The following is a 24,506-nucleotide window of genomic DNA, read 5'->3' on the forward strand; positions in this document are numbered from 1 at the left end:
GTTCCCGATTCGGGAAGTGGGTTCCCGATTCGGGAAGGCGGACGTGCGGGCAGCCTGAAGCAGCCGGTGCGCCGGTCTAGATGCGCAGTACCGACAGACGGGAGAGCAGGGCGCGGGGCGGGGGCGGGTTGGGGCGCAGCGCGTCCAGGACGCCGGTGGGCTTCCGCGTGGGGGCGGTGGTGGCGGTCGTCAGGGACCGTGTTGCCCTGCGTAGCAGCGCGAAGGTGAGGGCCGCGCCCAGGACCGCCAGGCACATGGACAGCGGGTCCATGCCTGTGCTGCTCATTCCTGTGCCGTGGGACGGCGGGCGCTCGGGCGCTGGTGCGGCGTGTGGCGCGGGTGCAGCGTGGGGGGTGGGTGCGGCTGCCTGCTCGTCATGGGCGGCTGCGGCTGTTTTCGCTGCGGCTTTCGTTTCGGGGGTCTCGCCGTGCGGTGTCCCCTGGTGCCTGGCCGCTGGCTGCGCCGCGGTGGCCTGCGGCCCGCTTTCGTGCTCCTGGGGATGTCCCAGCGTATGCATCGCCACGATGCCGAAGAGGAGTGCCACGAGCAGCAGGAGCCTGCCCGCGGTCGTCGTCCTCCTCGTCGTCATGGGCGGGAGCCTACCCCTACCCGGTATCACGTGATTCGCGGGGCCCGGAGCGATCGTTGATCATTGGCGCATGAGCACTACGGACAGGCCGGGACAGAGCGGACCCGGTGGGGCGGACGGCGGCGCGGACAGCGGCGCGGTCACGGCGATCGATGATGTTGTCGCACGGAAGGCACAGACAGACCAGACAGACCAGACGGATCAAGCGGATCAGGAAGGGCGGAGCGGGGAGCACGGGGCGCAGCGGGGTGTCCCCCTGCCGAACACCATCTCCTGGGTGACCCTCGCCCTTATGACCACCGCCTCGGTGGCGAGCCTTCGGCCCTCGCCCACCATGGCCATCTACGGGCTCGCCGCGGTCTTCCTCTACCTGCTGCCCGCCGTCGTCTTCCTGCTGCCCACCGCCCTCGTCGGCGCCGAGCTGGCCTCCGGCTGGACCGGCGGCATCTACCGGTGGGTGAGCGAGGCGCTCGGCAAGCCGCTCGGCTTCGTCGCCGTGTGGTGCCAGTTCGCCATGACCATCGCGTACTACCCGAGCCTGCTCGCGTACGTCGCCTCGACCTTCGCGTACGTCGTCCACCCGGACCTCGCCGAGAACGGTCTCTACGTAGCGATCGTCATCGTCGTCATCTACTGGACCGGCGTGTGGGTCACCTCGCGCGGCACCAAGACCGTCGCGGGCCTCTCCTCGCTCGGGCTCGTCATCGGCACGCTCGTGCCGGGCGTCGTCCTGGTGGTGCTCGGCATCGTCTTCCTGGGGCAGGGCAACGAGCCCGCCGCGCCCATGACGACCGACCACTGGCTGCCGCCGTGGACGGGCCTCGCCAGCCTCGTCCTCATCGTCAACAACTTCCTGTCGTACGCGGGCATGGAGATGAACGGCGTGCACGTCTCGTCGCTGCGGCGGCCGCGTACCGAGTACCCGCGGTCGATCTTCCTCGCCACCGGGCTGGTGCTGTTGATCTTCATCCTTCCCGCGCTCGCCATCAGCTGGGTCATGCCGTCCGAGGAACTCAGCCTCACCGCCGGTCTGATGCAGGCCTTCCAGGCCTTCTTCGACCACTTCCACGTCGGCTGGATGACGAAGGTCGTCGGCATCATGCTCGTCCTCGCGGCGCTCGGCGGCATGCTGACGTGGCTCGCGGGGCCCGCCAAGGGCCTGGTGACGCTGGCGCGGCAGGAGGGGTATCTGCCGCCGTTCCTGCAGAAGTTCAACAAGCACGGCGTCCCCCTGAACATCATGGTCGCGCAGGGCGTCATCACTACCTTGATCGGTGTTCTGTACGCGTTCAGCGGTGATGTCTCCAGCGCGTACTGGATGTTCTCCGTGATCACCGTGCAGATCTATCTGATCGCCTATCTGCTGATGTTCGTGGCCGTCGTACGGCTGCGGAAGACCCAGCCGCAGGTGGAGCGCGGCTTCGTCGTGCCCGCCGTGACGCTCGTCGCCGGGGTCGGCTTCATCGCCTCGGCCTGTGCGCTCGTCATCGGCTTCGTACCGCCCGACCAGTTCGGCGACGCGCCCCTGTGGCGCTATCTCCTCATCGTCGGCGGCGGGCTCCTCGCCATCGGTGTCGCGGCGCCCGCCGCGTTCCTCAAGTTCCGCAAACCGGAGTGGATCCACCCTGACCACCAGAGCGCGAACCGCGCGGACTAGCACCCGAACGCCGATGCCTGCCGAGCTCCGGGCCACCGCGGCGGCGCGCACCGCCGTCCCCGTCCTCCTCACGCTCGGGGCCCTCGCCTACACCTCCTGGGCCCTCGAAGCGTTCCTGCCGACGGGCCTGTCGCCGCTGCGGACGTACGTGAGCGAACTCGCCGCGGAGGACCAGCCGTACGGGGCGTTCTTCCGGGGGGTGGACTTCGCGGCGGGCGTCCTCGTGTGCGCGGGCGCCGGGGGCGCGCTGCTGCGGCCGCGCGCCGCCGCGCTGCCCGGAGTGCGGCACCCCGGGGTCCTTGCCGTCGCCGGGTGGGCCGGGATCGCCCTCTTCGGAGCGGCCACCGCCGCCGACTCACGGCTCCCGCTGAGCTGCGCGCCCACCGTGGACGCGGCCTGCGCGGCCCGTGAGGAGGCGGGCCAGGTGCCCTGGGCGCACTCCGCGCACACCGTCAGCAGCGGCGTGGCGGTGACGGGCGCGGTGATCGGGATGCTGCTGCTCACGGCGGCCGTACGGCGCGACGCGCCCGGTGCCGCAGGGGTGCGCCGGGCCTTCGCCGTGCTCCTCGCCGTCGAACTCGCCGCCACCGTCTGGACCCTGGCCGCCATCACCGCCTTCTACGCCGGGCACGGCACCTGGGCGCTCGGCATAGGGCAGCGGCTCCAGGTGCTCACCATCGCCGTGTTCCTGGCGGTGGTGGCCTGGCTCGTGCGGGCGGGGGCGGGGACGGCGGCGGGGCGGCGGGCGTGAGCGGGTACGTGTTCGTACGTCTCGACGGCGTGCCGCACCACGTGGAGGTGACCGGGGGAGGCCCCGTGTGCGTGCTCAGCGCGGGACTGGGGCTCGCGTGGTTCGAGTGGGACCCGGTCGTCCGGCTCCTCGCCCGCCATCGCACCGTCGTCCGCTTCGACCGTCCCGGGCTCGGGCTCAGCGGGCACGCGCGCGTGCCGCCCACGCTCTCCGGAGAGGCGGATCGGATCGCCCGCGTCCTGGACGCGGTCGGCCTCGGCGGGCGGGCCGTCACCGTCGTCGGGCACTCCCTCGCCGGGTTCCACGCGGAGGCCTTCGCGCGGCTTCACCCCGAGCGGACCGCCGCGCTCGTCCTCGTCGACTCCAGCGTCGAGGAGCGCACCCGGGCCCTTCCCGGGCGGGGGTTCCGGGTGGGGTGCGCGCGGGCGGGTGCGGGTGTGCTGAGCGCGGTGGGGGTGCCGCGGGCGCTGGGGCCGCTGCTCCGGGGTGGCTCCGTGCCGCGTGAGCTGCGGTGGGTGTACGGGGCGAGTCGGGTGTGGCGTGCGGGGCTCGTCGAGTACGTGACGTACGGGGACGTCGCGCATGAACTCGCCCTCCTCAGGGAGGAGGTACGGCTCCCTTCCGTGCCCGTCACCGTGGTCGCGGCCTCCCGGACGGGGGCGGGGCGCTGGGTCTCCCGCCAACGTGACCTGGCCGCGGGCCTCGGCGCCCACTTCCGCGTCCTCGCTCCCGCGACCCACGTCCCCATGCCGGACCACGCCACATCCCTCACCGAATCAATCCTCACCCCACCCCCCTGACCCTCCACCACACCCAACGCCCCCTACCCCCCGGCTAACGCGGCGTCCTCCCCCGCCCCTCCGCGCCCACCCGCCCCGCCGCTATCGCGACGGCATCTCCCCGCCCGCCCTCCTATGGCCAACTGCCCCTGGCTGCCCGCCCCTTGCCCTCCCGCCTGTGGGTGCCCGCGACCGCCGCTATCGCGGCGGCATCTCCCCACCCACGCCCAACCGCCCGTGACAGCCCACCCCGCCGCTACCGCGGGGGCACGACCTTCCGCCCGCGACCGCCCGTCCCGCCGCTATCGCGGCGGCTTCTCCCCGCTGGCCCTCCCACGACCAACTGTCCGTGGCTGTCCGTCCCTTGCCCTTTCGTCCATGGCCCTCTGTCCCGCCGCTACCGCGGCGGGATCCTCCCGCCCGCCCTCCCCATGGCCTTCCGTCCGTGGGTGCGCGTCCCGCCGCTGTCGCGGCGGCATTTCCCCGCCCGCCCACCCATGACCAACCGTCCTCGGCCGCCCACCTCTTGCCCTCCCGTCCACGGCCTCCGGTCCCGCCCTCCCCATGGCCTTGCGTTCGTGGGTGTGCGTTCCGCCGCTATCGCGGCGGCATCTTCCCGCCCGCCCTCCCATGACCTGCTGTTGGTGGGTGGGCGGTGGGGTGGGGGTGGGCGTCTTGAGTGGTTCCGGCCTGTAGTTGCCGATGGCGGGTAAGTCCCGTGGGGGGCGTTTGCCTGTGGGGAGGGTGGAAACGGCGGGCGGGTGGGGGACAGGCTGCCGTGGTAGCGGCGGGAGCCCGCAGTCGCCGATGGTGGGTAACCCCCACCAGGGGCGTCCACCCTGCGGGAGGGAGTCACGGGTGGGCGGGTGGGAGAGGTACCGCCGCGGTAGCGGCGGGGCCCGCAGGCGCCGGCAGTGGGCACCCCCGTCAGAGGCGTCCACCCCGTGTGGGGGGGGGCACGGTGGGAGAGATTCCGCTGCGGTAGCGGTGGGGCCCGCAGGCGCTGGTGGTGGGGAACACCCGCTAGGGGCATCCGCCCGTTGGTAGGGCAGAAACGGGTGGGAGAGATTCTGCCGCGGTAGCGGGGGCCCGCAGGCTCCGGTGGTGGGCGGCCACCGGCAGAGGCGCCCGCCTCGCGGGAGGCGGTCACGGGCGGGCGGGAGAGATTCCATCGCGGGAGCGGTGGGGGTCCGCAGGTGCAGGTGGTGGGTGGCTCCCGCTAGAGGCGTCGGGCCCGCGGGAGGTAGTCAGGGGCGGGTGGGCGGGCAGGGAAACCGCCGCTGTGGCGGTGGGGCCCGCGGGCGTCGGTGGTGGGTGAGCCCCGCCGGGGGCGTTCACCCCGCGTGGGGGTGGAAACGGGCGGGCGGGTGGGAAAGGCCCGGCTCAGGGGCGGAGGCGGTGGACGCTGTCGCGGATCACGATATGGGTGCCCAGAACGTACCGCTCGGGCCCACCCCGCGGCCCCGCAAGCGCCCGCCGAACCGCCTCCCGCCCCATCTCCTCCGCAGGAATCCGCACGGTAGTGAGCGCAGGCGTGACATCGGAGGCGACGGGATCGTCGTTGTAGCCGACGACGGAGACATCCGTCGGCACCCGCAGCCCGTACTCGCGCAGAGCGACGATCGAAGCGGCCGCCACCCGGTCGTCCCCCGCGAACACCGCCGTGAACTCCGGCTTGCCGTCACACGCGCGGAGCAGGTCGCGGATGGCCTCGTAGCCGTGGTGGGGGCCGAAGCCGACGCCGTGGACGAGGGCGTCGGACCGCGGCACCCCGTGGTCCTGGAGGGCCCGCAGATAGCCGCGCACCCGCGCTTCGCCGGTCGTGTTGCCGGGCTGGTAGCCGATGAGCGCGATGCGCCGGTGGCCCGCCCCCAGCAGATGGCTCGTCACGGCGTGGGCGCCCGCCTCGTTGTCGTACTCGACGACCAGCGCGGGCACGTCCGGCGCGGGCGCGGGGCGGCCGCACAGGACGAGCCGGGAACCGGCGGCGGCGAGGGCCTGGGCGTAGCGGGCCATCCGCTCGCGGTACTCGTCGTCCTCGATGACGCCGCCCACGAGGACCACGGCCTCGGCGGCCTGTTCGCGCATCATCTGCACCAGGGCGAGCTCCCGCGCGGGGTCGCTGCCCGTGGAGGCCACGAGCGTCAGCCTGCCGTGCTGGGCGGCCTCCATCTCCACGCCCTGCGCGACGTACGCGAAGAACGGGCTCAGCACGTCGTAGAGGAGCACGGCGATCGTCTTGCGGCCCGCGCCCGCGAGCCCGCGGGCGTGCGCGTTGGCCACGTAGTCCAGGTCCTTGACGGCCCGCAGCACCTTGGCGCGGGACGTCGCCGACGTCGGGTAGTTGCCCGCGAGGACCCGCGAGACGGTCGCCACGGAGACACCCGCGCGCTCCGCCACGTCGCGGATGGTGACCCGTTCCCCCACTGCTCGCTCTCCTCAACTCACCCGAAGACTCAACCCGAAGACTCAACCCGAAGACTCAACCCGATGACTCACCGGATGACACGCCGGACGAGTCATCCGATCCACGGCGCCGGTCGCGCCCCGGACCATCATCGCCCCCACAGCCCCGGCCCCGCCTCAGTGCGCGGCCTCGTACTCCGCCGCGAACTCCTCGGCGCACTTGTCGCCGCCCTGCGCCCGCCACTTCTTGTACACCCCGTCCCACGCGGACAGCGGCTTGCGTCCGGACACGACGGCCGTGACGCCGTCCTCGACGATCTGCTGGAGGGCCGCGCCCTGCCGGTTGAACGTCGCCGACTGCAGGCCCCAGCGGTCGTTGGGCGCGAGCAGCGGCACGACCTTCTTCTCCCAGGCGTGCAGGCGCTTGGTGAGATCCGCGTGCCCGGGGAAGTAGAGGGGCTGCGGCGCGTCCATCACATAGGGGAACGGCAAGTTGGTGCGGGATTCAATAAGGCCCCTCTCCGTAGGGATGGGATCGCCGTTCCTGTCGTACGTGAAGTGGGTGCCCTCCACTCCGTAGTGGGCCAGTTCGTACTCCTTGGACCCGAACGGAGAAGCCAGCCAGTCGAGGACGCGGAGGATGAGCCGGATGCGCTCCTTGGGCGCCTTCTTGATGACGGTGTAGCCGAAACAGCCGCGGTTCTGCTGGTAGCGGGGCGTCGCGCCGGCGACGGCGTACGGCTCGGCGACATCGAGGGTGTACGCGTCCTTGATGCCCTGCGCGTTGGAGAGCACCGCGCCCCAGCCGTCCGTCATGGAGCGGACGGTGCCGTTGTAGAACAGGGTCTTCAGGTCGACCTGGGACAGGGAGGTCGCGTCCGCGTTGTACGAGCCGTCGGCGCGCAGCTTCGCCATGAACTCCAGGGCGGCCCGGAACTCGTCGGTGCCGTACATCGGCGTCACCGAGCCGCCCCTGATCCGCCACTCGTTGGGCGCGCCGTGCCACAGCGCGTGGTACAGGTAGCCGTAGTAGCTGACCGTCGACGCGCCGAGCGCGTGCTTCTTGCCGCCGGACGCCTCCTTGGCCATCGTCCGGAACGCGTCGGCCGTCATGCCCGGCTCGTAGCCCGCGTCGGCGAAGGCCTCACGGTTGAGGAACATCGCCCCCTGCACCTTGGCCCGTTCGACCGGCAGGCCGTAGATGCGCCCGGCGATGCGGCCCATGCCCTGCCAGGCGTACGTGGGGATGGCGGCGAGATTCGGGTAGTCCTTGACCGCGTCGCCCGACAGATGGCCGGTCAGGTCGGCGCAGCGGGCCCGTACGAACTGGGCCTCGCGCGGCAGCACGTACCCGCCGCCGATGTTGAGGACGTCCGGCAGGTCGTCGCTGTCGCCCGCCATGAGCGTGGCCATCTTCGCGCGGAAGTCGGCGTCGGGCACGACCGTGAACTCGACGTCGACGCCGAGCGCCGCGTTCATCGCCTGCCAGTATGCGTTGGACCCCACCGGCTTCGGCGGGGTGCCGTACGTGATGGTCAGAACCCGGATCTTCTCCTTGCCCGTGCCGGGCTTCCCGGACGTCGCGTCGACCAGCTTGTGCGGGTACGAGGTGAAGCCGGGCTGCACACCGTCGGACGTCGGCGGGAGATCGGGCGCGGGACCCTCGGCCGGTGCGTACGTCGGCCAAGGGGCCGCCTTCTTCCCGGCGTTGGACACGTCACCGCCGCCGGAGCCGGTGGAGCAGGCGGTGAGCAGGGCGGGCGCGGCGAGGGCGGCGCCCCCGGCGGCGATCGAGCGCAGCAGCGTGCGGCGCGACGGGTGCGACAGGTACGACGGGTGCGACGGGTGCGGTAGGTGCGACGGGTGTGGCATGGGGGAACCCTGGGATCCGGACACGGTCTCGACCTTTCGAGCGGGGAAGGCGGCTCAGCTCTTGATGGCGCCGGTGAGCACGCCCTTGGTGAAGTACTTCTGCAGGAAGGGGTAGACGAGCAGGATCGGCACGGTGGCGATGACGAGGACGGCCATCTGCGTCGTCTGCGGCGCGGAGACCTGGCCCGCCTCGCTCAGGCCGGTGTCGGCGATCTGCGAGCCGCCGATGACGTACGTCCGCAGGACCTGCGACAGCGGCCAGTGGCCCGACTCCAGGTAGATCGAGGCATGGAACCAGGCGTTCCAGTAGCTCACCGCGTAGAAGAGGGAGATCACCGCGAGCGCCGCCCTGGAGAGCGGGAGCACGACGCGCCACAGGATCTGCCAGTCGCTCGCGCCGTCGAGCCGGGCCGCCTCGTACAGCTCCTCGGGGATGCCCTGGAAGAAGCCGCGCAGGACGACGAGGTTGAAGACGTTGATGAGGACCGGCGCGATCAGGGCGGCGTAGGTGTCCATCATGCCCATGCCCTTGACCAGCAGGAACGCCGGGATCATGCCGGGCGGGAAGAGGAAGGTGAACAGGATCAGGAGCAGCACGGGCCTGCCCCCGAAGACCCCGGGCCTGGCGAGCGCGTAGGCGAGGAACGTGGTGCACGCGAGGGAGAAGAGCGTGCCCGCGAGGGTCAGGCCCACGCTCACGCCGAGCGCCTTGGTGACGATGCCGCCGCTGAGGACCGTGCGGTACGCGCGCAGCGTCGGGTCGCTCGGCCACAGGACCCAGCCGCCGTTGTCGACGACCTCCCGGTTCGAGGCGAGCGACGTCGAGACGATCACCAGGAACGGGATGAGGACGAGCGCGAGCACGACGAGCACCGCGAGGGCCTTGGCCGCCTTGGTGAGGGGGCGCGGCCGCTCCAGCCAGGCCGGGCGCGTGGACCGGCGGGCGCTCGGGGTCCGTGTGCGGCCGCTCACTTGTAGAGCCCCTGCTCGCCGAGGCGGTGCGCGACCCGGTTGGCCGCGAAGACGAGCGCCGCGCCGACGACGCCCTTGAAGAGTCCGGCCGCCGCCGCGTAGCCGGTGTCGCCGCCGACGATGCCCTGCCAGAAGACGAAGGTGTCGAGGACCTCACCGGCCTCCGGGCCCACCGACTGCCGTTGCAGCAGCATCTGCTCGAAGCCGACGGACAGGATGTCGCCGAGCCGCATGATCAGCAGCAGGACGACGATGGGCCGGATGCTCGGCAGCGTGACGTGCCAGAACCGCCGCCAGGGCCCGGCGCCGTCGATCGCCGACGCCTCGTACAGCTGCTCGTCGACCTGCATCAGGGCGGCGAGGAAGATGATCGTGCCCCAGCCCGCGTCCTTCCAGATGGCCTCGGCGACGACGAGGGGCTTGTACGCGTCCGGGTTGCCGACGATGTCGACGGTGTGCAGGCCCGCGTCGCCGAGGTAGGTGTTCAACAGGCCGGTGTCGCTGAGCACTTGCTGGAACAGGGCGACCACCACGACCCACGACAGGAAGTGCGGCAGATAGATCACGGACTGCGTGAAGCGGCGCAGCAGGTCCGAGCTCAGGCTGTGCAGGAGCAGCGCGAGGGCGAGCGGCGCGGGGAAGAAGAACACGAGCTGGAGCAGCGCGATGAACAGCGTGTTCCACGTCGCCTGCCAGAAGTCCGGGTCGCCGAACATCCGGCTGAAGTTGTCGAGGCCCACCCAGGGACTGGCCCACAGGCCGTCGAACGGCACGTACTCCTTGAAGGCCACGGCGTTCGCGAGGAACGCGCCGTAGTGGAAGACCAGGAAGTACGCGAGGCCCGGCAGCATGAGCAGGACCAGGAGCCGACTGCGCTGAAAGCGTTTCCAGTGCCGACGGAGCGGCTTTTCATGGGTATTTGTCCCTTTGGTGCGCCCGGTCGGTGGCGAATCCGCCCCGATCTCCGCCCGGTCCTTCGTCACGGCTGACACGGAACCCCCAGTCTTGAGCAGAGTCTTCGGGACAAGGTGCCGGGAATCTAAAGCGGTTACTGTCGGCGGTCAACCCCCTCTGCACGTACGCCCCTTGGGCACTCTTGACCCTCTGCGCGCCCTCGGCCTAGCCTCCTGACGCCGTGGGGTAACCGTTTTCTACGAGAGGTGGCGACGCGTGGCCGATCAGCTGGGGGAGCCGGGGGAACCGGTGGAGGGGGAGCGGGGCCGGGGCCCCGTGACCGTGCTGGCCATGGGCGCCGACGTCGTGGACCGCGTCTTCGCCCCCGACCTGCGCCGGCGCCTCGCCCGCAGCGTCGACCTGGCGCACGGGCCGCTCACCGGAGAGCTCACCGGACCCGCCGCCCGCGCCGCCCTCGCCGAGGCCGAGATCCTGGTCACCGGCTGGGACTGCCCGCTCCTGACCGCCGACGTCCTTCGTCACGCGCCCCGCCTGCGCGCTGTCGTCCACGCCGCCGGATCCGTCAAACCCGTTGTCACGAGCGCCGTATGGGGCCGTGGCGTCCTCGTCTCCTCGGCGGCCGACGCCAACGCGGGCCCCGTCGTCGCCTACACCCTCGCCGCGATCACCTTCGCCGCGAAGGGCGCCCTGACCGCCGCCGCCCGCTACGCCGAGCGCTGGCCGCCGTTCACCGAACGCACCGGGAGCGACGCCCGCACCATCGGCGTCATCGGTGCCTCGCGCATCGGCCGCCGCGTCATCGCCGAGCTCGCCGCGTCCGACGCCGGGCACCGGGTGCTGCTCACCGACCCGTACGTCACGCCCGCCCGGGCCGCCGCGCTCGGCGCCGACCTCGTGGACCTGCCGGACCTCTGCCGGGCCAGCAGCATCATCACCGTCCACGCCCCCCAACTCCCGGAAACCCGCGGCCTCCTGAACGCGGACATGCTGAAGCTCGTCCCCGACGGCGGCGTCGTCGTCAACACCGCGCGCGGCTCCCTGATCGACACCGAAGCGCTGACCCGCGAGTGCGCGTCCGGGCGCCTCGACGCCTTCCTCGACGTCACGGACCCCGAGCCGCTGCCCCCCGGCCACCCCCTGCTCACCCTGCCGAACGTCCTCGTCACCCCGCACATCGCGGGCGCCCAGGGCAGCGAGGTGCGCAGGCTCGGCGAGTACGCGGTGGGGGAGGTGGAGCGGTACGTCAGGGGGGAACCGTTGCTGGGGCGGCTGCGGCGGGAGGACCTGGCGCGGCTCGCCTGACGCCGGCCGCGCGGACCGCGATTGTCAGACCCTCGTGCTGGGATGGACGCATGACCGATACCGATGGTGATCAGAAGCGGCGGCTGACTGTGCGGGTCGTCGGGCATGACCTGCCCGGGGCCGAGTGCGGCGACTACCGGGACGTGCACGTGGCCGTGCAGCGCGGGGGTGAGCCCGAGGGGCCGGTGCGGGGGGACGCCGGCGAGGCGGTGTGGGAGTTCGAGGTGACGGCCGTCCCCGGGGCGGACGGCGGGACGGACTTCCGGGGGCCGCATGTGCAGGGGAAGCGGGGCGAGCGGTTCTTCTACCTGACGTGGGGGGAGTTGCCGCCCGGTGGCCCGTTCGCCATGTTCCGGCGGGCCAAGCTGTTCTTCGCGGATCTGCCGGGGGAGGCGGTTGGCGCGGGGCGCGTGGTGGGGGAGCTGGGGCTTACGGATGGGGAGGGGATGCCGTTGTGTGCGGGGGTGCGGCCGCCGGGGGTGGAGTGGCGGGTGGGGTAGTCCTCGCGGCTGCGGAGCCCCCAATCCCGCCCCTTCCCGACCTGGGGCTCCGCCCCAGACCCCGCTCCTCAAACGCCGGAGGGGCTGAATCTTGCCGGAAGATTCAGCCCGTCCGGCGTTTGAGGACGAGCGCGAAGCGCGGAAAGAAGGGGTCCTAGGGGCGGAGCCCCTAGTTTCGGGAAGGGGTGGGACTGGGGCGCCCCCGCGAAGGCCTACGGCCTGGCCCCCCGCGCCCTCAACATGTCCCCCATCAGCTTCACTTCCGACTCCTGTGACTCCACCATGCCCCCGGCAAGACGCCGCTCGGCGTCGACCCCGCACCGCTCCACACACCCCTGCGCCATATGGATCCCACCCTTGTGGTGGGCGGTCATGAGGCGCAGATAGTAGACCTCGGCCGCCCGGCCGTTGAGCTTGCCGAGCCGCTTCATCTGGGCGTTCGTGGCCATGCCCGGCATCAGGGCCCCGTCCCCGGCGGACGGCATGCCGTCCATGTCCATCCACTTCATGGGCGGATCCTCGGACACCTTCGGCAGCTCCCACAGGTCGAGCCAGCCGAGCATCATGCCGCGCTGATTGGCCTGGGTCTGGGCGATGTCGTAGGCGAGGCGCCGGACTTCCTCGTTCTTGGTGCGGTCCCGGACGATGTAGGACATCTCGACGGCCTGCTGGTGGTGCACGGCCATGTCGCGGGCGAATCCGGCGTCGGCGGAGGAGTCCGGCGGCGTACCGCCGGAGCGGGAGCCGGAGCCCGAGCCGGACGAGTCGTCGCCGGAGGCGACGGCGGCGGTGATGCCGCCCGCGGCGAGCACGGCCCCGGCGACGGCGCCGATCAGCCAGTCAGTGCGCCTCATCGCTTCCTCACTTCGCCAGGCCGTTGGTGCACGCGGCACCGGGCTCGGGGGTCTGCTTGCCCTGGACGTACGTGGAGAAGAAGGAGTTGACCTTCGGGTCGTCGGCGCCCGTCACGGCCCGCTGGTGGCCCCAGGCCGTGAGCAGCAGCGGCTCCTTCTGCTTCTTGACCGGGCTCATCAGCGAGTACGGCGTCTTCTTCACCTTCGCCTCGAGCTTCTTCAGATCGGCGGGCTTCGCCTGGTCGTTGTACGTCACCCACACCGAGCCGTGTTCGAGGGAGTGCACGGCGTTCTCGTTCGGGAGTTCCTTGTTGTAGACGTCGCCGTTGCAGTTCATCCACACCTGGTTGTGGTTGCCGCCGACCGGGGGCGTCACCGGGTACTTCACCTTGCCGGACACATGGGTGCGGCCCAGCTTCTTGGCGTCCCAGACCTTCTCGCCGTCCTTGGTCCGGGTGAACTCGGCGACGGCCGCGGCGTCCCCCGAGCCCTTGGAGTCCGAGTCGTCGTCCGCCTGCGAGATGAGGAAGTAGCCGCCGACGCCGAGGGCGGCGACGATGACGGCGCTCAGGGTGATGGTGAGCGCGCGGGCGCGCTGCTCGCGGGCGCGTTCGGCGCGCCGCATCTCCTCTATCCGGGCCTTGCGCTCGGCGCTGCTCGTCTTCTTGGCGGAACCCATGGTGTGTCCTTCTGCGGAAAGCTGCCGGAATCTGCGGGAAACGGACGGATCGGATGGGTCGAACTGCTGGGCGGTGCGGGTGCGTTGATCGTAGCCTCCGCGGTCCCGGGCGGAAGGGGCCCTCTGCCAAATAGAGACCGCTCTGTCAAATACAGCACGTGCCGCGCCCGCCCCACCGTCTTGATCCAGCCGAAGCGGCCCCGCACCCCGCCGCCGCTTCCGCCTCCCTCGGGGCTCCCCCTGCGCTCCCTCTGAGCCTCCCTCTGCGCCTCCCAGAATTTGAACCGCGAATGCGCATTCCCTACGCTGCGCCGCATGCGGCTTCTCCACTCCACCGACCTGGCGCTGCGCCTGCTCATGCGCCTCGCCGTCGTGGGGGCGGGCACCGCGCCCACCACCCGTGAGGTCGCCGCGGACATGGCTGTGCCGTACACGCACGCGGCGAAGGTCGTGGCGCGGCTGCAGCGGCTCGGGCTCGTGGAGGCCCGCCGCGGCAGGGGCGGCGGGCTCGCGCTCACGGAGGCGGGGCGGGCCGCGTCCGTCGGGGCGGTGGTGCGGGAGTTCGAGGGCGCGGGGGACGTCGTGGAGTGCGAGGGCGCGACGCCGTGCCCGCTGAACTCCGGGTGCCGCCTCAGGGGCGCGCTGCGCCGGGCGCAGGAGGCGTTCTACGCCGCGCTGGACCCGGTGACCGTCGAGGACATCGTGGCCTCGCCGACCGGGCCGCTGCTGCTCGGGCTCGCGAGCCACAGGTCGGGGCCGAAGACCTCGTAGTGGATGTCGGCGGGCGCGACCCCCTTGGCCAGGAGCTGGGAGCGCACCGCCTTCATGAAGGGCAGCGGGCCGCACAGGTACGCGCGCGTGCCGGGCGCCACCGGCACCACGGAGAGGTCGACCAGGCCCGCGCGGCCGGCCCCCTCCAGGCCGCGGGCGGCCCCCGGCTCCGGGTGCTCGTACCAGAAGTGGGCCGTGGCGTCCGGGAGCTTGCCCGTGTACGCGAGGTGGTCGGCGTGCAGCGCGTGGTCGGCGGGGGAGCGGTCGCCGTGCACGACGGTGACCGGGCCCCGGTGCCCGGCGCCCGCGAGCTGTTCGAGCATCGCGACCATCGGGGTGACGCCGATGCCCGCGGAGGCGAGCAGCAGGGGCAGGTCCGTCCGGTCGTCCAGGACGAGGTCGCCGTACGCAGGGGAGACGCGAAGGCGGTCGCCCGCGCGCACGTGCGCGTGCAGGTGGGCGGAGACCTCGCCGTCGGGGTCGGGCGCGGCGCCGCGGACCCGCTTGACGCTGATCTGCCGTACGTCGCCGCCGGGCGCCCCCGACAGGCTGTACTGGCGGATCTGCCGGGCCCCGTCCGCGAGCTCCACCTGCACGGACACGTACTGGCCCGCGCGGAAGGCGGGCGCGGGTGAGCCGTCGGCCGGGCGCAGCCGGAAGGTGGCGACGTCCGCCGTCTCCTCGACGCGCTCCACCACCTCCCACTCGGTCAGCGCGGTCGCGCCCGCGAGGATGCCCCGCTCGGCGTAAAGGCGCCGCTCGATCGCGATGAGGGCGTTCGCCATCAGCCAGTAGACCTCGCTCCAGGCCGCCGCGACCTCGGGCGTGATGGCGTCGCCGAGCACCTCGGCGATGGCCGCGAAGAGGTGGCGGTGGACGGTCTCGTACTGGCCGGGCGTGACGCCGAGCGAGGCGTGCTTGTGGGCGATGCGGGCCAGCATGACGTCGGGCCGGTCGTCCGGGTGCGCCACCAGGTGGGTGGCGAAGGCGGCGATGGAGCCGGCGAGGGCCTGGCGCTGGGTGCCCGCGGCCTGGTTGCCGCGGTTGAAGAGGTCCCGCAGGAGCTCCGGGTGCTCGGCGAAGAGCCGCTCGTAGAAGCGCGCGGTGATGTCCTCGATCGCCGCGCCGACGGCGGGCAGCGTGGCGCGGACGGTGGCGGCGGACTGCTCGGACAGCAAGGTGCCTCCTCTCGCGGGACCCGGGGTCCCGGCGCTCGCGGAGCCGGTCTCCCGGCCCGCTATAACTTGCATCTGAGATGCCACTTTAAAGGAGTGGTCCGACGCCGCTGTCACCGCCCTCGGGCGACCGTGCAGTATGGGCGATGAGCGGCCGCAACGCGCACGAAACCGTGTGGTGGGATGCTCATGTGCCGGGGCGACGTCCCATGGCTTGGGAGCAGCCGGTTCCGACCAGCAAGGATGGGTGGAAGTCGAGATGGACAAGCAGCAGGAGTTCGTGCTCCGCACTCTGGAGGAGCGCGACATCCGGTTCGTGCGCCTGTGGTTCACGGACGTACTCGGCTTCCTGAAGTCGGTCGCGGTCGCCCCCGCCGAGCTGGAGCAGGCCTTCGACGAGGGCATCGGCTTCGACGGCTCGGCCATCGAGGGCTTCGCCCGCGTCTACGAGTCCGACATGATCGCCAAGCCGGACCCCGGCACCTTCCAGGTGCTGCCCTGGCGCGCGGAGGCCCCCGGCACGGCCCGTATGTTCTGCGACATCCTGATGCCGGACGGCTCCCCGTCCTTCGCGGACCCGCGCTACGTACTGAAGCGCGCCCTCGCCAAGACCTCCGACCTCGGGTTCACCTTCTACACCCACCCCGAGATCGAGTTCTTCCTGCTCAAGGACAAGCCGACGGACGGCTCGCGGCCCACGCCCGCCGACAACAGCGGCTACTTCGACCACACCCCGCAGAACGTGGGCATGGACTTCCGCCGCCAGGCCATCACGATGCTCGAATCCATGGGCATCTCGGTCGAGTTCAGCCACCACGAGGGTGCCCCGGGCCAGCAGGAGATCGACCTGCGGTACGCCGACGCGCTCTCCACGGCCGACAACATCATGACGTTCCGCCTGGTCATGAAGCAGGTCGCCCTGGAGCAGGGCGTGCAGGCGACCTTCATGCCGAAGCCGTTCTCCGAGCACCCCGGCTCGGGCATGCACACGCACCTCTCCCTCTTCGAGGGCGACCGCAACGCCTTCTACGAGTCGGGCGCCGAGTACCAGCTCTCCAAGGTCGGCCGCTCCTTCATCGCGGGCCTGCTGAAGCACGCCGCCGAGATCTCCGCGGTCACCAACCAGTGGGTCAACTCCTACAAGCGCATCTGGGGCGGCTCCGAGCGCACCGCGGGCGCCGGCGGCGAGGCCCCCTCGTACATCTGCTGGGGCCACAACAACCGCTCCGCGCTCATCCGCGTGCCCATGTACAAGCCCGGCAAGACCGGCTCCGCCCGCGTCGAGGTCCGCTCCATCGACTCCGGCGCGAATCCGTATCTGACGTACGCGGTCCTGCTGGCCGCGGGCCTCAAGGGCATCGAGGAGGGCTACGAACTCCCGCCGGGCGCCGACGACGACGTCTGGGCCCTCTCCGACGCCGAACGCCGCGCGATGGGCATCGAACCGCTCCCGCAGAACCTGGGCGAGGCCATCCACCTCATGGAGCGCTCCGAACTGGTCGCCGAGACGCTCGGCGAGCACGTCTACGACTTCTTCCTGCGGAACAAGAAGCAGGAGTGGGAGGAGTACCGCTCCGAGGTCACGGCGTTCGAGCTGCGGAAGAACCTGCCGGTGCTGTAGCGGCAGCGGGCGGGGGCGTGCCTCGGGTGGGTTTCAGCCAGGGAATGACTCGAAAGCGTGTTCGTACGGGGGTGGGGGCGGGAAGATCGTGAGGTATGTACATCCTCGCGCTCGACATCGGTCCCCTCAAGCCGCGCGGTGCCGACCTGCTGGTCGGGGCCGTGCTGTTCGCCGTGGTCTTCTGGACCTTCGCCGGTGTGCTGCTGCCCCGCCTCACCCGGACGCTGGCCGAGCGCGAGCGGCTGACGGAGGGGCGCTCCCATGAGGCCGAGGAGACCCTCGCCGAGGCGGCGCGGCTGCGCGCCGCCCGCGAGGACCTTCTCGCCGACGCCCGCCACGACGCCGCCCGCATACGGCAGCGCGCGGCGGAGGAGGGCGTCGAGGCGATCCGCGCCGCCCGCGCCGCGGGGCTGCGCGAGCGGGAGGAGACCGCGGCCGCGGAGTCCGCGCGCATAGCCACCGAGTACGCCGCCGCGCGGGCCGAACTGGAGCGGGACGCGGAGCGCCTGGCGGCCGAGCTCGCCACCCGCATCGTCGGCGAGCCCGTCGGGGCGGCGACGGACCGCTGAGCGCGGCGGCTGGTTTTCCCGGGTTCGTCGAACGCCGGTTGCGGGTGGATGAGTTGCCGCTCGCCCGTGCCATGCGGCTGCCGCTGCGGGCGCGGACGAGACGGCACTCCGGCGGCGCTCCGGCAGCTCATTCGGGCGGGGCCAGCCCCGCGGGCGCGGGGACCACGCGATGCGGTAGCCGCGCAGCCGCACCAGATGGGGACCATCCCCGCGCCTGCGGGGACCACGAGTACCTGCGCCGCGGCGGTCTCGGCTCCCGGGGACCACCACCGCGCCTGCGGGGACCACTGGTCGTCGGCGGGCAGTTCGGCCGGGAGGGCGGGACCACCCCCGCGCCTGCGGGGACCACGTCGCGGCGGCCGCACCCGCGGGGACGGCCGAGGGACCACCCCCGCGCCTGCGGGGACCACCGCCTCGGCATCTTCGGACCGTTGTAGCCGACGGGACCACCCCCGCGCCTGCGGGGACCACAAGGCACAGGTCATGAGGGGCGTGCCCGACTGGGGACCACCCCCGCGCCTGCGGGGACCACGTAGTGCGGGACGCTCGCCTCTACCGAGCACGGGGACCACCCCCGCGCCTGCGGGGACCACTTCATCGCCCGGCCCGACTGCTTCCAGTCCCCGGGACCACCCCCGCGCCTGCGGGGACCACCTCGTGTGGGGCCTGCGCTGGGCGTTCAGATGGGGACCACCCCCGCGCCTGCGGGGACCACCGGGAGCGGACGCAGGACCTGCACGCCGCCGGGGGACCACCCCCGCGCCTGCGGGGACCACCCGTCAACCGAGCACGCCAACATGGTAGACGCGGGACCACCCCCGCGCCTGCGGGGACCACCCCCAGTCCACGCGGGTCAGGCCCTGGCCGTGGGGACCACCCCCGCGCCTGCGGGGACCACGTGTATGGGCCCACTAGCACAATATCCAGACGGGGACCACCCCCGCGCCTGCGGGGACCACACGGTGCGGGAGGCCCGGCAGCCGATGCCGACGGGACCACCCCCGCGCCTGCGGGGACCACACGAGCCGACCAGGCACGTTAGCGCCGCAGGTCCTCGGTTTTGCTTACTTCCAAGGAAACGGGCATTTCGTCCCTGGCCGACGGGTCAGCGTTCGGAGGCGTGGGTCAGGAAGTCGGTCCAGGTGGATCTGGCGAATATCAGGTGGGGGCCGGTGGTGTTCTTGGAGTCACGGATGTGGACCGTGCCGGGGGTAGTCGCGACTTCGACGCAGTCGTCGGGCTCGCTGCTGCTGCTGTAACTGCTCTTGAACCACACCAGGTTGGTCGCGTCCCCGACAGAGGCTTTGGCGGTCATGTCTCTCCCAGCGCTTGCTCAATGAAGGCCAGAGACTCCCGTGGTGAAAGAGCCTGAGCACGGATGATTCCATACCGCAGCTCAAGGACGCGGAGCTGCTTCGGATCAGATACCGGACGGCCGTTGAACGCCCCATCGGAGCGCCCCATAGCCGTACCGTCTGCGAACTTCAGCACCTCGACCAGACCGCTCATTCCAGGGTGCCCTTCGTGCTCAGTCGGCATGATCTGGAACTCGACGTTCTGCAACTGCCCTACCTCCAGGAGGCGTTCGAGCTGTCGGCGTAGTGTCATCTTCCCTCCGATGGGGCGCCGTAGCGTCACCTCTTCCTGGACAAAGCTGAGCTCGGGAGCGGGTGAGCGCTCGAAGATCGATTGCCGATCCATGCGGGAGGCCATCGCCTGCTCGAACCTGTCTTGCGACAGCGCAGGCCGTCGCACCCTGAACAGAGCCTCTGCGTACTCCGGTGTCTGCAACAGCCCATGGATGTTGTGGTTGCTGTACAGCGAGAACTCGACCGCCCGCTCCTCCAGCTTCGCCAACGCCCGTACCTTCTTCGGGTACCGCGCCTTGGCCATCTGGCCCTTCATCGCGGTGATGAAGCCCCTGGCCTCCAGGACCTCCTCCGCCTTGTCCAGGTACTCGGGGCGCGGGATGCGCGCCCCGCGCTCGACCTTCCGTACCAGGTCCTCCCCGTAGCCCATGACCGTCGCGAACTCGGGCACCGTAAGACCGGCCGCCTCGCGCCACCTCTTCTGCTGTTGCCCGAGTGCCTCGACCGCTGACGCGATCTCGTCGTCGGGGTCCACGTCCCAGCCCGGTTCGTCCGCGCTGTCCGTCGCCGTCGTGTCCATGTGCGTCCCACCTCCGCCATGTCGTCCATGTCCAACGGGCTCCCGCGCCGGGAGGTCACCCGGACAGCCGGGACAAGAGCGGACAAGCGTGGGACAGAGGCTGGAAAAAAGTAGTGGTGGCCCGGCAACGGGGGGCGGAATGCTTCGGGGCATGGACGAAATGGCACTGCTGAAGCGGTCCGGCGGGCCCGTGACCCGGGGGCGGCTCGCGCGTGACCTGCGGGCGCTCGGCCTCGCCGACGGGGACGTCGTCATGTTCCACACCCAGATGTCCGCCGTCGGGTACGTGGCGGGCGGGCCGCAGACGGTCATCGGGGCGCTCGGCGACGTCGTGGGGGAGCGCGGCACGCTCATGGTGACCTGCGGCTGGAACGACGCGCCGCCGTACGAGTGGAGCACCGACTGGCCCGAGGAGTGGCAGGACACCGTACGTGCCGAGCATCCGGCGTACGACCCGGAGCTGAGCGAGGCCGACCACAACAACGGCCGCCTGCCGGAGGCGCTGCGCCGCTGGCCGGGAGCCGTGCGCAGCCGCCACCCCGACGCCAGCTTCGCGGCCCTCGGAGCCGACGCCGAGGCGCTGATGGCCGACCACCCGTGGGACGACCCGCACGGGCCTGACAGCCCGCTGGCCCGGCTCGTCGCACGGGGCGGCCGCGTCCTGCTGCTCGGCGCCCCGCTGGACTCGCTCACGCTCCTTCACCACGCCGAGGCGCTTGCCGACGCCCCGGGCAAGCGGTTCGTGGACTACGAACAGCCCGTACTGGAGCACGGCGAGCGCGTCTGGCGGCGCTTCCACGACATCGACTCGGCGGACGGCGCCTTCGACTACTCCGGCGTGGTGCCGGACGGCGTCTGGCCGTTCGAGGTCATCGGCCGCGACCTGCTGGCCACGGGCAAGGGGGAGCGGGGGCTCGTCGGGGCGGCCGAGAGCTTCCTGTTCGAGGCCCGGGACGTCGTCGACTTCGGCGTGGCCTGGATGGAGGAGAAGCTCAGATGGCCTCCCGCAGCGGCGTCGTCGCCCGCACCCGGTACTCCTGGACCGACCAGCCGTTGCCGTCCGGGTCCGTGAAGTACATGAACGTGCCGCCGTCCTGCTCCGCGTACTGGACCGGCTCGGAGACGTCCAGGCCGCGGGCGGTCAGCTCGGCGTGCGCCTGCTTGATGTCGGCGACGCACAGCTGCAGGCCCTGGTAGGAGCCGGGCTGCGGGGTCGGGCCCGGCGTGGTCTCCCAGATGGCGGTGGAGAGCATGATCGAACAGCCGGACCCGGGCGGCGTGAGCTGGAGCAGCCGCACGCCCGGCATGACCTCCGCGTCGATGTCGACATGGAAGCCGCACTTGTTCTCGTAGAAGTCCTTGGCCCGGTCGAGGTCACTGACGGGCACGCCGATCACTTCGAGGGTGTAGTCCATGCCCGCATCCAAACAGACGGGAGCAGGGAGTACAGCCCGTCGAGGGGGTACCCCCTGCTCCTTAAGAGCTTGGGGGAGTTTGAGGACGAGGCGCGGAGCGCCGAAAGGGGGAAAGGGGCGAAGCCCCATACGGAACACGGCACAAGGCGCCCACGCCAGGCGTAGGTAGGCTCGGGCCCAGGAACAGGCGAGCGAAAGGCGCGGGGATGACGCTGCCGCAGGGGCGCAGGAGCAGTACGTTCACGCGGCTGCTGCGACACGGGTTCACCGACCCGTCCGCCGCCGAACGGCTCCTCGCCGCGCCCGAGCTCGACGCGGTCCGCACCGACCCGGTGCTCCTGGACGCGCTCGGCGCCGCCGCCGACCCGGACCTCGCGCTGCGCGGCCTCGTCCGCCTCGTCGAGGCACAGGCCCACGCGGACACCGGCACCGGAACCGCCGGCACCGGAACCGCCGGCACCGGAACCGCCGACGCCGACACCGCACGGCGCGAGCTGCTCGACACGCTGATCAGCTCCAAGCCCCTGCGGGACCGGCTGCTCGGCGTGCTCGGCGCGTCCGAGGCGCTCGCCGACCACCTCGCCCGGCACCCGCGCGACTGGCGGGCCCTGGTCACGTACGAGGCGGCCGATCTGCACCCGGGCGTCGAGGAGTTCGAGCGCGGCCTCGCCGAGGCCGCCGACCCCGTCTCGCTGCGCGTCGCCTACCGCCGCTGCCTGCTGTCCATCGCCGCCCGCGACGTGTGCGGCACCACCGACGTCGCCGAGACCGCGGCCGAGCTCGCCGACCTCGCCACGGCGACGCTGCGCGCCGCGCTCGCCATGGCCCGCGCCGCCGAGCCCGCCGACGCCGCCGCGTGCCGCCTCGCGGTGATCGCCATGGGCAAGTGCGGCGGCCACGAGCTGAACTACGTCTCCGACGTCGACGTGATCTTCGTGGCCGAGGCCGCCGACGGCACCGACGAGGACAAGGCGCTGCGGGCCGCGACCCGGCTCGCCTCGCACCTGATGCGGATCTGCTCCGACACCACCGTCGAGGGCACCATCTGGCCGGTCGACGCGAACCTGCGCCCCGAGGGCCGCAACGGCCCGCTCGTGCGCACCCTCTCCTCGCACCTCGCGTACTACCAGCGCTGGGCGAAGACCTGGGAGTTCCAGGCGCTGCTCAAGGCGCGGCCCGTCGCCGGCGACCTCGAGCTCGGCGAGGAGTACGTCGCCGCCGTCGCGCCCCTCGTGTGGCAGGCCGCCGAGCGCGAGAACTTCGTCGCCGACGTCCAGAAGATGCGCCGCCGCGTCGTCGCCACCATCCCCGCGGGCGAGGTCGACCGCGAGCTGAAGCTCGGCCCCGGCGGCCTGCGCGACGTCGAATTCGCCGTACAGCTCCTGCAGTTGGTGCACGGCCGCGCCGACGCCTCGCTGCGCAGCGGCACCACCCTCGACGCGCTCGCCGCCCTCGCCGCGGGCGGCTACGTGGGCCGCGTGGACGCCACCCAGCTCGACGACGCGTACCGCTTCCTGCGCTCCCTGGAGCACCGCATCCAGCTGTACCGGCTGCGCCGCACGCACCTGGTGCCCGAGGACGACGCCGACCTGCGCCGCCTCGGCCGCTCCCTCGGCATGCGCACCGAACCCATCACCGAGCTGAACCGCGCCTGGAAGCGGCACACGACCGTCGTCCGCCGCCTGCACGAGAAGCTCTTCTACCGCCCGCTCCTCGACGCCGTCGCCCAACTCGCCCCCGTGGAGGCCCGGCTGAGCACCGCGGCGGCCCGCGAGCGCCTGGTCGCCCTCGGCTACGCCGACCCGAGCTCGGCCCTGCGCCACCTGGAGGCCCTCGCGTCCGGCGTGACCCGCAAGGCGGCCATCCAGCGCACGCTCCTGCCCGTCCTCCTCGGCTGGTTCGCCGACTCCGCCGACCCGGACGCGGGCCTCCTCGGCTTCCGCAAGGTGTCCGACGCGCTCGGCAAGACCCCCTGGTACCTGCGCCTCCTGCGCGACGAGGGCGCCGCCGCGGAGAACCTCGCCCGGGTCCTCTCCGCCGGGCGCCTCGCCCCCGACCTGCTCCTGCGCGCCCCCGAGGCCGTCGCCCTGCTCGGCGACGAACGCGGGCTCGAACCGCGCGGCCGCGCCCACCTGGAGCAGGAGGTCCTCGCCGCCGTGGGCCGTGCCGACGGCGCCGAGCAGGCGGTCACGGCGGCGCGCGGCGTGCGGCGGCGCGAGCTGTTCCGTACGGCCGCCGCCGACATCGTCGCCTCGTACGGCACCGAGGGCAGCCCCGTCGAAACGGACGTCGGCGCGCTGGTGGACCGCGTGGGCACCGCCGTGTCCGACCTCACCGCCGCCACCGTCGCGGGCACGCTGCGCGCGGTCGTCCGCGACGGCTGGGGCGACACCCTGCCGACCCGCTTCGCCGTCATCGGCATGGGCCGCTTCGGCGGCCGCGAACTCGGCTACGGCTCCGACGCCGACGTCGTCTTCGTGCACGAGCCCCGCGAGGGCGCCGACGAGCAGGAAGCGGCGCGGGCCGCCGCCAAGGTGGTCGCCGAGATGCGGCGCCTGCTCCAGCTGCCCAGCGCCGACCCGCCCCTCCTCATCGACGCGGACCTGCGGCCCGAGGGCAAGAGCGGGCCCCTGGTGCGCACCCTCAAGTCGTACGAGGCGTACTACCGCCGGTGGTCCCTCGTCTGGGAGTCCCAGGCCCTGCTGCGGGCCGAGCCCGTCGCGGGCGACGCCGACCTCGGGCGGGCCTTCGTCGACCTCGTCGACCCGCTGCGCTACCCCGCCGAAGGGCTCGGCGACGACGCCGTCCGGGAGATCCGCCGGCTCAAGGCCCGCATGGAGTCCGAGCGCCTGCCGCGCGGGGCCGATCCCACGCTGCACACCAAGCTCGGCCGCGGTGGCCTCTCCGACGTCGAGTGGACCGTCCAGCTCCTCCAGCTCCAGCACGGGTGGGCCGAGCCGGGCCTGCGCACGACCCGTACGCGCGAGGCCCTCGCCGCCGCGTGCGCGGCCGACCTCCTTCCGGCGGAGGACGCGGCCGTCCTCGACGAGGCGTGGGTCCTCGCGACGCGGGTGCGCAATGCGGTGATGCTGGTACGGGGGCGCGCGGGCGACACGTTTCCGTCCGACGGGCGTGAGCTGGCGGCGGTGGGGCGTTACCTGGGGTATCACGCGGGGCAGGTGGGGCAGATGCTGGACGACTACCGGCGGGTTACGCGGCGGGCGCGGGCGGTGGTCGAACACCGCTTCTATGGCGGGTAGCCCAGCCGCCCCCTACCTCCCGGTCCCGGGAACGCCCTGTCTCTCCCCACCCACCCGCCCTTCCCTGTGACCCCGGCCCCAGCCCCCGCGTACGGCTGGGGCTGCGCCCCTTTCCCCCCTCATCGGCGCTCCGCGCCTCGCCCTCAAACGCCGGGCAGGCTATTACCCCACCCACCCGCCCGCCCTTCTCCGGTGCTGCCGCCCCGGCCCCCGCCGCATCAGGCCACCCACCGCGCTGCACACTCACCCT

Annotated in this window: 21 protein-coding genes and 1 CRISPR repeat array; of the genes, 10 read left to right on the top strand and 11 right to left on the bottom strand. The window is 72.3% G+C overall.

The window, feature by feature from the left end; translation table 11 throughout:
- Positions 1-76: 76 nt before the first annotated feature.
- On the bottom strand, positions 77-286 hold the full coding sequence (locus ACFWZ5_RS08565; RefSeq protein WP_384799890.1) for a hypothetical protein: 210 nt from the start codon (positions 284-286) through the stop codon (positions 77-79).
- Positions 287-845: 559 nt separating this feature from the next.
- On the opposite strand from ACFWZ5_RS08565, the gene ACFWZ5_RS08570 reads away from it, so the two are divergent.
- From ACFWZ5_RS08570 to ACFWZ5_RS08580, 3 genes are read left to right on the top strand one after another with little or no spacing between them, the layout of a single operon-like run.
- Positions 846-2,246, top strand: coding sequence for an APC family permease (locus tag ACFWZ5_RS08570; protein WP_384799924.1), 1,401 nt, complete (start codon positions 846-848; stop codon positions 2,244-2,246).
- Positions 2,247-2,259: 13 nt separating this feature from the next.
- Positions 2,260-2,997, top strand: a complete 738-nt coding sequence (locus tag ACFWZ5_RS08575) for a DUF998 domain-containing protein (protein WP_384799887.1) — start codon at positions 2,260-2,262, stop codon at positions 2,995-2,997.
- Positions 2,994-3,797, top strand: a complete 804-nt coding sequence (locus ACFWZ5_RS08580) for an alpha/beta fold hydrolase (RefSeq protein WP_384799884.1) — start codon at positions 2,994-2,996, stop codon at positions 3,795-3,797. The genes ACFWZ5_RS08575 and ACFWZ5_RS08580 overlap by 4 nt, the downstream gene beginning before the upstream one ends.
- A 1,362-nt stretch (positions 3,798-5,159) precedes the next feature.
- On the opposite strand, the gene ACFWZ5_RS08585 is transcribed toward ACFWZ5_RS08580, so the two are convergent.
- The 4 genes from ACFWZ5_RS08585 to ACFWZ5_RS08600 all read right to left on the bottom strand — a co-directional run bounded on the left by ACFWZ5_RS08585 (position 5,160) and on the right by ACFWZ5_RS08600 (position 9,877).
- Positions 5,160-6,203, bottom strand: coding sequence for a LacI family DNA-binding transcriptional regulator (locus ACFWZ5_RS08585; protein ID WP_384805243.1), 1,044 nt, complete (start codon positions 6,201-6,203; stop codon positions 5,160-5,162).
- A gap of 156 nt (positions 6,204-6,359) precedes the next feature.
- A complete protein-coding gene (locus ACFWZ5_RS08590; RefSeq protein ID WP_384805241.1) occupies positions 6,360-8,054 on the bottom strand; it encodes a sugar ABC transporter substrate-binding protein in 1,695 nt (564 codons plus the stop codon).
- Positions 8,055-8,108: 54 nt separating this feature from the next.
- On the bottom strand, positions 8,109-9,026 hold the full coding sequence (locus ACFWZ5_RS08595; RefSeq protein ID WP_384805239.1) for a carbohydrate ABC transporter permease: 918 nt from the start codon (positions 9,024-9,026) through the stop codon (positions 8,109-8,111).
- On the bottom strand, positions 9,023-9,877 hold the full coding sequence (locus tag ACFWZ5_RS08600; RefSeq protein WP_384805237.1) for an ABC transporter permease: 855 nt from the start codon (positions 9,875-9,877) through the stop codon (positions 9,023-9,025). The genes ACFWZ5_RS08595 and ACFWZ5_RS08600 overlap by 4 nt, the downstream gene beginning before the upstream one ends.
- Positions 9,878-10,271: 394 nt before the next feature.
- On the opposite strand from ACFWZ5_RS08600, the gene ACFWZ5_RS08605 reads away from it, so the two are divergent.
- Complete coding sequence (locus ACFWZ5_RS08605) at positions 10,272-11,243, top strand: hydroxyacid dehydrogenase (RefSeq protein ID WP_384805245.1); 972 nt, start codon at positions 10,272-10,274, stop codon at positions 11,241-11,243.
- Positions 11,244-11,293: 50 nt separating this feature from the next.
- Positions 11,294-11,743: a DUF5990 family protein gene (locus tag ACFWZ5_RS08610; protein WP_384805235.1), complete on the top strand. Its 450-nt coding sequence runs from the start codon at positions 11,294-11,296 to the stop codon at positions 11,741-11,743.
- A gap of 212 nt (positions 11,744-11,955) precedes the next feature.
- Here the strand turns inward: ACFWZ5_RS08610 and ACFWZ5_RS08615 are convergent, their stop codons facing one another.
- On the bottom strand, positions 11,956-12,597 hold the full coding sequence (locus ACFWZ5_RS08615; protein ID WP_384800690.1) for a DUF305 domain-containing protein: 642 nt from the start codon (positions 12,595-12,597) through the stop codon (positions 11,956-11,958).
- A 7-nt stretch (positions 12,598-12,604) separates the two neighbouring features.
- Complete coding sequence (locus ACFWZ5_RS08620) at positions 12,605-13,276, bottom strand: DUF3105 domain-containing protein (RefSeq protein ID WP_384800693.1); 672 nt, start codon at positions 13,274-13,276, stop codon at positions 12,605-12,607.
- Positions 13,277-13,591: 315 nt separating this feature from the next.
- On the opposite strand from ACFWZ5_RS08620, the gene ACFWZ5_RS08625 reads away from it, so the two are divergent.
- A complete protein-coding gene (locus ACFWZ5_RS08625; protein WP_384800696.1) occupies positions 13,592-14,047 on the top strand; it encodes an Rrf2 family transcriptional regulator in 456 nt (151 codons plus the stop codon).
- On the opposite strand, the gene ACFWZ5_RS08630 is transcribed toward ACFWZ5_RS08625, so the two are convergent.
- Complete coding sequence (locus tag ACFWZ5_RS08630) at positions 13,942-15,225, bottom strand: globin domain-containing protein (RefSeq protein ID WP_384800699.1); 1,284 nt, start codon at positions 15,223-15,225, stop codon at positions 13,942-13,944. The two genes, ACFWZ5_RS08625 and ACFWZ5_RS08630, sit on opposite strands and share 106 nt — an antisense overlap.
- A gap of 256 nt (positions 15,226-15,481) precedes the next feature.
- Here ACFWZ5_RS08630 and ACFWZ5_RS08635 point away from each other — a divergent pair, with 256 nt between their 5' ends.
- On the top strand, positions 15,482-16,843 hold the full coding sequence (locus ACFWZ5_RS08635) for a glutamine synthetase family protein (protein WP_384800731.1): 1,362 nt from the start codon (positions 15,482-15,484) through the stop codon (positions 16,841-16,843).
- 95 nt (positions 16,844-16,938) lie between these two features.
- Positions 16,939-17,412 (top strand): hypothetical protein, encoded by a 474-nt coding sequence (locus ACFWZ5_RS08640; protein ID WP_384800702.1) that lies wholly within the window; start codon positions 16,939-16,941, stop codon positions 17,410-17,412.
- 137 nt (positions 17,413-17,549) lie between these two features.
- Positions 17,550-18,435: direct repeats of the CRISPR family, unit length 29 nt; unit sequence GGGACCACCCCCGCGCCTGCGGGGACCAC.
- Positions 18,436-18,517: 82 nt separating this feature from the next.
- Here the strand turns inward: ACFWZ5_RS08640 and ACFWZ5_RS08645 are convergent.
- Positions 18,518-18,727, bottom strand: coding sequence for a DUF397 domain-containing protein (locus tag ACFWZ5_RS08645; protein WP_384800705.1), 210 nt, complete (start codon positions 18,725-18,727; stop codon positions 18,518-18,520).
- Positions 18,724-19,581, bottom strand: a complete 858-nt coding sequence (locus ACFWZ5_RS08650; protein ID WP_384800708.1) for a Scr1 family TA system antitoxin-like transcriptional regulator — start codon at positions 19,579-19,581, stop codon at positions 18,724-18,726. Before ACFWZ5_RS08650 ends, ACFWZ5_RS08645 begins: the two co-directional genes overlap by 4 nt.
- Before the next feature lie 151 nt (positions 19,582-19,732).
- Here ACFWZ5_RS08650 and aac(3) point away from each other — a divergent pair, with 151 nt between their 5' ends.
- Positions 19,733-20,653: an aminoglycoside 3-N-acetyltransferase gene (aac(3), locus tag ACFWZ5_RS08655; RefSeq protein WP_384800711.1), complete on the top strand. Its 921-nt coding sequence runs from the start codon at positions 19,733-19,735 to the stop codon at positions 20,651-20,653.
- Here the strand turns inward: aac(3) and ACFWZ5_RS08660 are convergent.
- The gene (locus ACFWZ5_RS08660; RefSeq protein ID WP_384800714.1) at positions 20,574-20,996 is read right to left on the bottom strand and encodes a VOC family protein; all 423 of its coding nucleotides are present in this window, start codon (positions 20,994-20,996) and stop codon (positions 20,574-20,576) included. The two genes, aac(3) and ACFWZ5_RS08660, sit on opposite strands and share 80 nt — an antisense overlap.
- Positions 20,997-21,202: 206 nt before the next feature.
- Here ACFWZ5_RS08660 and ACFWZ5_RS08665 point away from each other — a divergent pair, with 206 nt between their 5' ends.
- Positions 21,203-24,256 carry a bifunctional [glutamine synthetase] adenylyltransferase/[glutamine synthetase]-adenylyl-L-tyrosine phosphorylase gene (locus tag ACFWZ5_RS08665; protein WP_384800717.1) on the top strand — a complete coding sequence of 1,018 codons (3,054 nt, stop codon included), beginning with the start codon at positions 21,203-21,205 and terminating at the stop codon, positions 24,254-24,256.
- The last annotated feature ends 250 nt before the right edge of the window (positions 24,257-24,506 follow it).

The organism is Streptomyces sp. NPDC059003, assembly GCF_042740445.1.
Taxonomy (GTDB): Bacteria; Actinomycetota; Actinomycetes; order Streptomycetales; family Streptomycetaceae; genus Streptomyces.